Origin of the sequence: Nocardioides insulae DSM 17944 (assembly GCF_000422825.1) — a bacterium.
Classification (GTDB): domain Bacteria; phylum Actinomycetota; class Actinomycetes; order Propionibacteriales; family Nocardioidaceae; genus Nocardioides; species Nocardioides insulae.
Genome location: NZ_KE383928.1, coordinates 333175 through 344723 on the forward strand (window position 1 = coordinate 333175; position 11549 = coordinate 344723).

At 67.1% G+C, this 11549-nt stretch carries 9 protein-coding genes; 8 read left to right on the plus strand and 1 reads right to left on the minus strand.

What is annotated here, in order from left to right; genetic code table 11:
- The first annotated feature begins 73 nt into the window (after positions 1-73).
- The 7 genes from G515_RS0111755 to G515_RS22720 all read left to right on the plus strand — a co-directional run bounded on the left by G515_RS0111755 (position 74) and on the right by G515_RS22720 (position 8559).
- Positions 74-1663 (plus strand): glycosyltransferase family 61 protein, encoded by a 1590-nt coding sequence (locus G515_RS0111755; protein WP_169570569.1) that lies wholly within the window; start codon positions 74-76, stop codon positions 1661-1663.
- 208 nt (positions 1664-1871) lie between these two features.
- A complete protein-coding gene (locus tag G515_RS0111760; protein WP_028660293.1) occupies positions 1872-2816 on the plus strand; it encodes a Rossmann-like and DUF2520 domain-containing protein in 945 nt (314 codons plus the stop codon).
- Positions 2813-3703: a pantoate--beta-alanine ligase gene (gene panC / locus G515_RS0111765; protein ID WP_028660294.1), complete on the plus strand. Its 891-nt coding sequence runs from the start codon at positions 2813-2815 to the stop codon at positions 3701-3703. The genes G515_RS0111760 and panC overlap by 4 nt, the downstream gene beginning before the upstream one ends.
- On the plus strand, positions 3703-4116 hold the full coding sequence (panD, locus tag G515_RS0111770; RefSeq protein WP_028660295.1) for an aspartate 1-decarboxylase: 414 nt from the start codon (positions 3703-3705) through the stop codon (positions 4114-4116). The genes panC and panD overlap by 1 nt, the downstream gene beginning before the upstream one ends.
- A gap of 114 nt (positions 4117-4230) precedes the next feature.
- Entirely contained in the window at positions 4231-5112 is an 882-nt protein-coding gene (locus tag G515_RS0111775) for a methyltransferase domain-containing protein (RefSeq protein WP_169570573.1), read from the plus strand.
- A 191-nt stretch (positions 5113-5303) separates the two neighbouring features.
- Positions 5304-6563, plus strand: a complete 1260-nt coding sequence (locus G515_RS0111780) for a nucleotide sugar dehydrogenase (RefSeq protein WP_028660297.1) — start codon at positions 5304-5306, stop codon at positions 6561-6563.
- A 55-nt stretch (positions 6564-6618) separates the two neighbouring features.
- Positions 6619-8559: a glycosyltransferase family 2 protein gene (locus G515_RS22720; RefSeq protein WP_084653490.1), complete on the plus strand. Its 1941-nt coding sequence runs from the start codon at positions 6619-6621 to the stop codon at positions 8557-8559.
- On the opposite strand, the gene G515_RS22725 is transcribed toward G515_RS22720, so the two are convergent.
- Complete coding sequence (locus tag G515_RS22725) at positions 8552-9481, minus strand: O-methyltransferase (protein WP_051218309.1); 930 nt, start codon at positions 9479-9481, stop codon at positions 8552-8554. The genes G515_RS22720 and G515_RS22725 overlap by 8 nt on opposite strands.
- Before the next feature lie 294 nt (positions 9482-9775).
- Between G515_RS22725 and G515_RS0111795 the strand changes: the two genes are divergently transcribed.
- Positions 9776-11443: a glycosyltransferase 61 family protein gene (locus G515_RS0111795; RefSeq protein ID WP_028660298.1), complete on the plus strand. Its 1668-nt coding sequence runs from the start codon at positions 9776-9778 to the stop codon at positions 11441-11443.
- Positions 11444-11549: the final 106 nt, after the last annotated feature.

Sequence of the window (11549 nt, forward strand, 5' to 3'; positions counted from 1 at the left end):
GCGTCGAGGACGCAATGAGGATGAGGGCGACGTCGCACCCACGCCAACGGCTCTGCAGCAGAGGGTGTCCTGGGTGTTCGAGACCTGGCTCCAAGGCGTGGACGGACCTCGTGTCGTTCTCATTCAGCCGGCTCACAGCCTGGGACTGGAAGCCTTCATCCGAGCTCGATTCCCCGGCTCAACCGTCGTACGGCTCTCCCCGGGTTTGGGTGACGAGGCGCTCCACCTGGCGTTGGCAGCCTCGGGACCGAACCATCTTGTGGTGGACACATCGCGTGGCTCTGGCGCGCCGGATCGGCTCTCGCACCTGCTGCTCCACACCCAGCAGGGCGGAGCCCTGCTGGCCGGACTCGGAGACCTCGCCGACGCCCCGAGTGAACAGCGTGCCCAGTTCCGCGCAGAGGTGCACGATCTCCTGGGGGACTCGCTGGCGGCTTCCCGGATCTGGCCGAGATTCATCGCGCTCCGTAACGGCACGGGCGCCCGTGCCGTCATCCGTGAACGCCAGACAGTCGCGTTCTTGAAGCGGGCGCCGCACGTCGGACGGGTCCTCCTGACCCTGCCCGGGTCACACGTGGAGTCGGAAGCGCGTCTGACCCAGTCGGATGCGGATCATCCGCAAGAATTCCGTACCGAGTGGAGCGTCCCGCCCCTGGTGTTGCGCGAGTACTTCGATTGTGTGAGTTCGCCGGGTCAACTCCTCGACCATGGATCGGCACTGTTGCCCGGGAGCATTCGGCCTCTGACGGGCAGGCGAAAGAACGAGTGGACGGTGCCGATCGGCAACCTGTTCGTACAACGGGAGTACATCACTCCTCGGAACGCGACGCCGCGCCAGCCGGACGTACCTCGAAGAGAAGGCACGTACTTCCACCTCGACAACGAGTTTCGAGGGCACTTCGGTCACACCATGACTGATGTGATTTCGAAGACCTGGGGATGGGAGCAGGCCCGAACTCGGTATCCGGGGATTCGGGCCCTCGTGCACGGTAACCGTCGGGCTGAACCTGCCTCGTGGGAGCTCGAACTCCTGGCGGCGTGCGGTATCCCCGCCCGTGACGTGGTCTACGAGCCTGGGCCGGTGCTGGTTGATCGCCTGGTGGTCGCTGCCCCGATGTTCGCGCAACCGCGGTATGTGCATCCTGAGTTGAAGACGATCTGGCGGCGTACGGGGGACAGCCTGCTGGAAGGAGTGCCGGACGCGGAGTCTCCTTCTCGAATCTTTGTCGCCCGAAGCATTGCCAACAGGCCGTGCCGAAACGCCGATGAGGTCGAGGCGTTCTTCGAGCGCTCCGGATTCACGCTGGTGTACCCGGAGAAGCATTCCTTGCCCGAACAGGTTCGGATGTTCCGCCAGGCGGACGTCGTCGCCGGCTATGCGGGCAGCGGGATGTTCGGCCTGCTGTGGGCTGAGGAACCGAAGGAGGTCATTCTGATCACCTCGGAGTCGTACAGCGCGCGCAACGAATGGCTGATCGCTGGGCTGGTGGGGCACCAGGTCCACGTGGCGTGGTGCCGTAGCGAGGCCGAATGGAGCGACGGTCGCTGGCAGCCCGGAGCGTTCCAGGCTGGCTTCCACTTCGATTTCGAACGGGAGGGTGCGTTCGTGAAGGAGGTGGTCGCCGGTCTCGGCGGCGCCCGTTCGGGCAGTCGGACGGGCTAGGTCGGGGGCCGGCGGAACGGGCCGAAGGACTGGACCGTCTGGGCGTGTTGCAGGTCACACCCTGGGGAGTTCACAGCCGGGAAGGGTCGGCGTACCGTTTTCGTTGCTCTCAACACAAGCGTCCGGTACCCACACCGGTCCGCGGTGGCCGGCCCCGAGTCGGTCGCCCCGGATGGTCGGCGGGACTGGAACGAAAGGTCGGAGACCCATGACGCATCGTCCCCTCCGGGGCACGGTGGGTGTGATCGGCGCGGGCCGCGTCGGTGCCATCCTGTCCGCGGCCCTGCGCACGGCCGGTCACCCGGTGGCCGCGACCGCCGGCGAGTCCGCGGCGTCCCGCGCCCGCATCGCCGACCTCCTTCCCGGGGTGGCGGTGCTCAAGCCGACCGCGGTGGCCCGCTCCTGCGACATCCTGCTGCTCACCGTGCCCGACGACATGCTCGAGAACGTCGTCACGATGCTGGCCGCGGCCGGAGCCCTGCACGAGGGGCAGTACGTCGTGCACACCTCCGGTCGTCACGGCCTGGCGGTCCTGGCCCCTGCCCGCGAGGTGGGTGCGCGGACCATCGCGCTGCACCCGGCGATGACCTTCACCGGCACAGCCGTCGACCTGGAGCGACTGGCGGGGTGTGTGTTCGGGCTGACCGCCGAGACCGCCGACAGGGAGGTCGCCGAAGCACTGGTGGCAGACCTGGGCGGGCGCCCGATGTGGGTGCCCGAGGAGATGCGGACGCTCTACCACGCCGGGCTCGCGCACGGCGCCAACCATCTGGTCACGCTGGTCACCGAGGCGATGGAGATCCTCGCCGCGGCGGGGGCCGGCGACCCGGCCGGGACCCTTCGGCCGCTGCTGACCGCCGCCCTCGACAACGCCCTCGGGCACGGTGACGCCGCCCTGACCGGGCCGATCGTTCGGGGTGATGTCGGCACCGTCCGGGCCCACCTCGACGACATCGCCACCAACGCGCCGCAGACCGTGGCGTCCTACGTCGCGATGGCACGCGGCACGCTCGAACGGTCGCTCGCCGATGGCCGACTCCTGCCGATCCAGGCCCAGAAGATCGCCGACCTGCTCGACTCGGCCGTGGCCGGCGTCCACGCCGGTCCGGCTCGTGTTCCGAACCCGTCCGCGCCCGTGGAGAGTCAGCGATGAGCGCCCCGGTCGTCGCCCGGACCCGAACCGAACTGGCCGATCTGCTCGCGAAGCGTCGCGAGTCGGGGGAGCGGGTCGCGTTCGTGCCCACCATGGGGGCTCTCCACGACGGGCACGCCAGCCTGATGCGGGAGGCGCGCGCACGGGTGACCGAGGATGGCCGGACCGGCCCGCTGGTCGTGTCCATCTTCGTCAACCCGATGCAGTTCGCCCCTGGTGAGGATCTGGATCGCTATCCGCGCACCTTCGACGCCGACCTGGAGATCTGCGCCCGGGAGGACGTCGACCTGGTCTTCGCGCCGAGCGTGGCCGAGGTCTACCCGGGCGGGGACCCGATGGTCACCGTCGACCCCGGCCCGTTGGCCACGGTCCTGGAGGGCCGCTCCCGGCCCACGCACTTCCACGGTGTGCTCACCGTCGTGGGCAAGCTGTTCGGGCTGGTGCGTCCCGACGTCGCGGTCTTCGGGCAGAAGGACTATCAGCAGCTCGCCCTGATCCGCCAGATGTCCTCCGACCTGTGTCTCGGGGTCGAGGTGGTCGGTGCGCCCACGATCCGTGAGGCCGACGGGCTGGCGCTCTCCAGCCGCAACCAGTACCTAAGCGCGCAGGACAGGGTGGAAGCGCTCGCCCTGAGCCGGGCCCTGTGCGCCGCCCAGCGCGCTGACCAGCACGGACCCGAGGCCGCACTCGCGGCCGCGCGTACCGAGCTCGACTCCGCGAAGGCCGTGGACCTGGACTACCTCCAGATCCTCGCCCCTGACCTCTCGCAGCTCCCTGCCGACGTGCCGCCCGGCACCGAGGCACGCATCCTCATCGCAGCCCGGGTCGGCTCGACCCGGCTCATCGACAACATGCCGCTCCACCTCGGGCGGGAAGGAACCCCCTGATGCTCCGCACCATGATGACCTCCAAGATCCACCGCGCCACTGTCACCCAGGCCGACCTGCACTACGTCGGTTCGGTGACCGTCGACGAGGACCTGCTCGACGCGGCGGACCTGCTGCCCGGCGAACTGGTTCACATCGTCGACATCACCAACGGCGCCCGCCTGGAGACCTACACGATCGCCGGCGAGCGCGGCTCGGGCGTGATCGGCATCAACGGGGCCGCCGCCCACCTGGTGCACCCCGGAGACCTGGTCATCCTGATCGGCTACGGCCAGATGACGACCGAGGAGGCTCGGGAGCTCAAGCCGCACGTCGTCTTCGTCGACGCGCACAACCAGATCCTCGCCACCGGCTTCGACCCCGCCGAGGCGCTTCCGGACAGCGACCTGGTGCGTGGTGACTCGCTGGCCTGAGGCCAGCCGACCCAGATCGCCGACACCAGTCGGACTGCGTGCCGAACCTGCGGCGGATTACGGGCTACCGTATGGGCGATGCGACGCCTCATGGGATCCAGTAAAGCTGCCGCGATGCGGGCCGGGCAGGGTGCACGACGCCTGGGGAGCAGTGCCCGGCACACGCTCGCGACGTGGGCAGCGACGCCAGGCGCCGCTCCCGGGTATGAGTTCGAGATCTCCCGGCCCAACAAGCAGTGCCTGGTCTGCGCTGGCGAGCACCTGCGCCGGCGTCAGCTCGCCTACTCTGGCGACCCGACGCTCACCTGCCGCACGCGACGCTGTCTCGACTGTGGATTCGTGACCATCGTGCGAAGCGAAAGTGGCAAGTATCGCGAGATCACCAGCTTCGAGGACCTTCCGCGCGGGCGGAGGGCCGGAACGGTGGATCGGCCTGGCCGCGAGTTCCAGATGGGTCGCATGGGGCTTGAGATCTTGGCTGCCGAGGCGCCCGATGTCCTGCTCTACGGGGTCGGATCGAGCATGGACAACCTCCATCTGGAGAAGCTGGGCCGGACCGGCATGGTCGGTGTCGGCGACATCATGCAGGTTCGCTCCGATGAGCACTTCTTCGATATCAGCAGGCCGGCGGAGCAGCGCTTCGATCTCGTCATCGCGAGCGAGGTGATCGAGCACTTCCGTACACCTCGTCCGGACTTCCGACACATGCTCGACTACGTCGAGGACGATGGTCTGCTCATCTGCGGCACCGACATCAACGATGGATACAGCGAGCTGCGCAAGCACCGCTACATCTTCTATCCCGACCACACCTCGTACTACACACCGGAAGCGCTCGCCGTCATCGCTCGTGCGGAGGGTTGGCTGGTCGACTTCCGCGCCGTCGGCCGTGGTCGGAAGCGTTACGTCTTCCTCAGTCGATCACGCGACGTGATGGACCGGGTGGCTCTGTACTTCGGGCACCACGCACTCGCGCCGATGGAGTCGTCGGGCTGAGCACCACCTGCCGACCTCGTGCGCGATGAGCCCGTCGCCTGATCCCGTGGGCCGGACAGGAGTGGCCCTCCTGACCTACTACACTTCGCTGACCGGAGGCGGAATCCGGCGGCCGGACGGGCGCTGACGCCACCTGTTTGGACGAGGCCGGAGATGGAGAGCACGTTGGGCAGCACCGAGGGCAGATCTGCATGACCACCACCGTCGTCGTAGTCGGTCAAGGGTACGTCGGGTTGCCGTTGTCCATGGCCGCAGTCGAGGCCGGGTTCGACGTGATCGGTCTGGAGTCGGACCCGGACCGGTTGAACCGGCTGCGGGCCGGTGACTCGTTCGTGGAGGACATCTCCTCGGAGGTTCTCACTGCTGCCCTCGCCAGCGGCCGGTACCGGCCCAGCGGGACGTGGACCGACACTCGCGGCTTCGACATCTGCGTGATCACCGTGCCGACGCCGCTGCGAGAGGGTGCCCCGGACCTGCGGTATATCGAGGAAGCCGCCTCTCAGATGTCTCCCCACCTCACCGAGGGAGCATTGGTGGTGCTCGAGTCGACCACCTATCCGGGCACCACCGACCAGGTTCTCCAGCCGATCCTGGAGGAGGGCAGTGGCCTGAAAGCGGGCAGGGACTTCTTTCTCGGCTACAGCCCGGAGCGGATCGACCCCGGCAACAAGACCTGGCAGTTGGCCAACACGCCAAAAGTGGTCTCCGGCATCGACGATGAGTCTCTCGTCAGGGTGATGAGTTTCTACGGCCGCATCGTGGAGAACCCGGTACCAGTCTCGAGCACTCGTACCGCAGAGATGACGAAGCTGCTCGAGAACACATTCCGGCATGTCAACATCGCGCTGGTCAACGAGATCGCCTCGGTGTCGCGCCCGCTCGGCGTCGACATCTGGGAGGCCATCGACGCGGCGGACTCCAAACCGTTCGGGTACATGCGCTTCACCCCGGGGCCCGGTGTCGGAGGACATTGCCTGCCGATCGATCCGTCGTACCTGCTGTGGCAGGTCCGGCAGGCGTCCCGCGGCGACATCCGCATGATCGCGGCCGCAAACGACATCAACGACCACATGCCCGACTACGTGGTCGAGCGCCTCCGGGACGGTCTCAACGACCGCGGCCTGGCGGTGAACGGATCGAAGATCCTCTTGCTCGGACTCGCCTACAAGAAGAACGTCGGGGACATCCGGGAGTCACCTGCGTTGGTGGTGGCCGAGCAGTTGGTCCGTCTCAAGGCGGACCTCCATGTCGTGGAGCCCTACCTCGGCGACGAGCGGTTCCCGCCAGAGGTGGCGAAGGCCGAGCTCACCGAGGCTGAGCTCGCCTCGGCTGACGCCGTCGTACTGCTCACCGACCATGACGTGTTCGACTACGACCTGATCGCGTCCCACGGGCGCTACGTCCTCGACACCCGGAATCGGTGTCGTGGCAAACACGTGGAACGGCTCTGACCTTGCCCGACTGGTCTCCCGTCAGCCATGAGCATGCCCAGTTCAGAGAGGTTCGGTGACCCGAGTGTCGGATCCGACGGTCAGCATCATCATTCCGGCCTACAACGCCCTGCCGTACCTGGAGCGGTGCCTGCAGTCCGTCGTGGACCAGACCCTGGAGCGAGGGAAGTTGGAGGTCATCGTCATCGACGATGGCTCCACGGACGGGACGGATGAAGCCGCGGACCGATGGTCGGCCCGCTATCCCGAGCTCTTCCGCGTGCTCCACCGGGGTGGCTCGGGAGGGCCGGCCGGGCCGCGAAATGTCGGACTCGATGCGGCACGGGGTGAATATGTCTTCTTCCTCGACGCCGACGACTTCCTCGGCGAGGAGGCCCTCGAGCGGATGTTGGCGGTGGCGCGGGAGCAAGACTCTGACATCGTGCTGGGTCGGATGGTCAGCCACAACGGTCGGGGCGTCCCCGAGTCGATGTTCAAGCGGACCAACGTGGATGCGGACCTGGCTCGGTCGCGGGTGTACTGGACCTTGGCCCCCCTGAAGTTGTTCCGCCGAGCCCTCATCGAGGAAAACCGGATCCGCTTCCCGGAGCATCTCCCGAACGGGTCGGATCAGCCGTTCACGGCCACGGCCTACTTCCGGGCCAAGAAGATCAGCGCCCTGGCTGATTACGACTACTACTTCGTGGTGCAGCGCGACGACGGTGGGCACGTCACCCAATCGGGGTCGGCTTCGAATCGGGCCGACATCGTTGAGGAGATGTGCGCACTCGTGGCCCGAGAGGTTCCCGAGGTCTCCGCCCGGGTCCCGTTCCTCACCCGCCACCTCCAGATCGACCTGGGCCTGGTGATGTCGTACCTGCCCGATCTCCCGCTCGGTGAGCAAGAGGCACTGTTCGGGAGGATCAGAGCGCTCCTCGAGGAGCATCTCGACGACGAGATCCTCCGACGGCTGACCCCTGACCTGCGGGTGGCATACAGCGTGGCACTGGGTGGATCGCTCGACCGGACAGTGGTCGCCGCCCGAGCCTTCGTCGAGAAGCCGTCCTATGCCATCACCACCGAGGCCGGCCGGGTCTATGCGCACCTCCCCTTCTTCCGTGACCCCGACGTCGGCGTGGCTGACGAGTGCTACGACGTCACTGACCGGGTCAGGGTGGTCAGCAGTCTGACCACCTACGCCTGCCGTTCGGGAATCCTGCGGCTCGGGGGCTCGGCGAGGTTTCCACGTGTCCGCGGATCGCAGGTGCAGTTGATCGTGCAGCGTCGGGACAGGCCCGCCAGGAAGTTCGTCGTACCGGTGACCCACGACGACGACGGCACGTTCGAAGGGTCGGTGGACGTGAGTTCGCTCAGGGACGGCAAACCGTTGGCGGCGGGCGTCTGGGACATCTACGTGCGGGTGGTGAACGGTGACCTCCGGGAGACCGCGCGTCTGGGAACCGGTGATCGCTGTCCGGAGCCGACGCCTGTGGCGCTATCCGGCATGGCCGGCCGGTGGAACACGACGCTCGTGCCGTTCTTGACCCCGGCAGGGACGTTCAGCCTCGACCTCGGACGAACCAAGTTCCGCATTGCCGACCTGATCGGCACCTGGCGCGCGCAGTGGGAGGGGACCGAACTCGCCTTGACGACCACCACTGCGGTGGACGTCGACCTCCCGGTCGCGATCGAACTCGATACTCAGGGGAGTAGCGCGGTCTTCGACGGGCAGGTGCGCGAGGCCACGATCTCGGTGTCCATCCCCGTCGACCGGCTTCAGGAGGGGCGGTGGCGTGCGCGTGTCCGGATCGGTCCGGGAGCCACGCCTCTGCGGCGACGACTCTCGGTCAAGGGGCTACCGTCGATCTCCTGGCGGCGACGGATGAGCGTCTGGTCCGTCGACGTCGTTCGCTTCCGCCCAACGCTGAACCTCGACATCGACCGGCGTAGCCCGGCGCAGCGGCTCGGTGCCGCTGGCCGAGCCGTTACCGGCCGGCAGGGGTCGAGGATCAGCTGACGCGGATGAGGGCGGCGCCCTTCTCCAGCGGCACCGTCTCCACGGTGAGACGGTCCGGATTCTCCGCCTGCCAACGCTTGACGACGTCCTGCTCCTTGGCGCGTCGGTAGTCGTCCAACACGATGTGCGCCCCACTCGGGAGACGATCGAGGAAGAACGGCACCGACGGATAGCGGGAGTGCGGCGAGAGTGCACTCGGCGGACCGTCGACGAAGAAGAGTTCGACGTCGGTGATGTCCTGCCACGCCTCACCGGCGTACCAGTCGACGGCGACCTCGCCGATGCGCACCGGCTCCAGGGGCGCGTAGCGCACCTCGGCGATGTCATCGACTCCGTGCCGCCGGAGCAGTTCGCGGGTCTCTTCGGCGTACGTCTCCAGATGCTCCAGCGCGATCACTCGTCCATCGATGCCGAAGCGCCGCATCGCCAGCGCGAAGCACAGGGTCGAGAGGCCGCTCCCGCACTCGACGACGACCTTGGGGCGATGCCGGTCGATCAGGTCGACCAACATCAGGAGGAGGTCGGGTGAGGCCGGCCACCCGCGTGAGGCCGGGAGCGCATGGCGGATGTCGATGATGCTGTAGAGATTCTGAAGGGCCTCGAGCTGCTTGAAGGAGCGATCGACCTCCCGCCGTACGAGGCTGTCGATCTTGGGGTCGTTCGCGGGTACCGGCGCGGATGTCGCAGCGGACTGGGCCTGCTGCTTGCCCTGCTTGGCCAGCTTGTTCATCCGTCGGCCCAGGTTCCTCTCCATACCCGCGCCCTGGCGCACCGAGGAGAGGGAGATCGCGAGCGTGGCGATGAGTAGCAACCCCAGGACGCCGAGGAGAAGCACGATTGCCGTCGACGCCGATGACACGACGACGACGATGACGACCGCCGCGATCCAGATCGCCCCGCTCAGAGCGGCGAGCCCACGCATCCTCATTCGTGTACATCCAATCAAGGTGAGAACAATCGTGACCCCACGTGGGTCACGCGATTCGGCGTCGCCGTCCGATGCCGCTCAGAGGGCTGGCCGAGGACTCGACGCTGCGGTGACGCTAGCAGGCAGGCACTTCGATGACGCTTCCGCGCACCCGGAACGCCACCTCGGTCCGGGGGTGGGGGAGCCCTCGGCTCTCTGGGTCAGTTCGGTCGTCTGCGGTGGTCCATCCCCGTGCTGGTCGTCCATGCCACATGGGGCAGCGCCGCATGCATGATTCAGGATGTGCGCATGGACTTCAGACGCTGGGGCAGGAGTACGACAACGGGGACCGTCGCCGACGTTGCGCCAGTGTCGCGTCTCCAGAAGCGGGTCGCCTGGGTGATCGACACCTGGTTCGGCTCCGATGCCGAGCTGTTCGTGTTGATCATCCAGTCGGGGAGTCGTCATTCGCGACTCGAGACGTTCCTCCGGGCAAAGAACCCTCGCATCCGGGTGGAGCGAGTTTCCTCATCCCTGGATGACGACGCGTTGCACCTTGCCTTGGCCGCGTACGGGCAGTGTGACCTCCTGGTGGACACCGCGCCGGCTCACCCCACCAAGCCTGCTCGGTTGGCGCGGCTCCTCTTCCACACCAGACGAGGTGGCGCCCTGTTGTCCCACCTCGGAGATGTGCCTCGCGCGACCGCCGAGCAGAGGCGCGATTATCGCAGGGCTGTCGATCGAGTTATCGGCCTCAACGCCTCGGAGACGAGGGTCTGGCCCAACTTCATCGCGCTCAAGAACGCGCGCAGCGCGCTCGCAGTGGTCCGGGAGTCGCAGGCCACCGAGTTCCTCACCGCTGCGCCACACGTCGGTCGGGTGGTGACCGTTCAGCCGAGCCGCCGAGTGATCTCCGCGGCGCATGTGACGGCCTCGGATGCTGACCATCCTCAGATGCTCAAGCATGAGTGGACCACCCTGGAGTTGGCGCTGCGAGAGTACGTGCACTGCGTGACCCGTCCCGGGCAGGTGGTCGAGTCCGGCTCGGTCCTGATGCCCGACAGCCTCCGTCAGCCATGGCTTCGAGGCAACAGGAACAGGTGGTCGGAATCGATCAATCGGTACTTCATTGATTCGGATTACGAGATTCCTCCGGAGGCAGTCCGTGCCACGGGTCCGCTCCCGCGGCGTCACGGCACCTACTTCCATCTCGACAACGAGTTTCGCGGACACTTCGGTCACACGCTCACCGATGTGGTGTCGAAGCTATGGGCCTGGCCGCTGGTCAAGGAACGGTATCCCGATGCGAAGGCACTGGTGCATGCCAACAAGCGGGGGGCGCCAGCGATGTGGGAGCGCGACGTCCTCGAAGCAGCGGGGGTGGCTGGAGAGGATCTGGTCTACGAGCCGGGACCGGTGCATGTCGAACGGCTCCTGACGGCGACCCCGATGTTCGCACAGCCGGGGTACGCGCACCCGGACATGGTGGGCATCTGGCGGGGCATCGGGGACCGTCTGGTGGTGCGCTCGACGCGCCACCAGACGCCCCTGCGGATCTTCATCGGGCGAAAGCTCGAGAAGCGGTCGTGTCGGAACTCGAGCGAGGTGGAGCGGTTCTTCGAATCGATGGGATTCACGGTCCTCTTCCCGGAGGAGTACGAGATCGCGGATCAGGTGAGTCTCTTCCGCGACGCTGAGGTCGTGGCCGGCTACGCCGGTAGCGGGATGTTCGGACTGGTCTGGGCGCGGGAGCCGAAGAAGGTGATCATGCTGACCTCGGAGTCGTACAGGGCGAAGAACGAATGGTTGATCGCGGGATTGGCGGGACACGATCTCCACATCGCTTGGTGTCGTAGCGAGGCGCGCTGGATCGACGGTGGATGGGAGCCCGGGGCGGAATCGATCCAGGCTGACTTCTCCTTCGACTTCGGACGTGAAGGGGAGTTCGTCCGGGAACTCGTGGCGGGGTGGGCCTGACTGCTGGAAACAGGGGCTCGAGGGCGGCTGGCGATCCCAGCGCTGACGCCCACGTCGGCGTTCGATCACGGGGCGCCGGCGGTCGGGGGACGGGCCCCGGAGATGC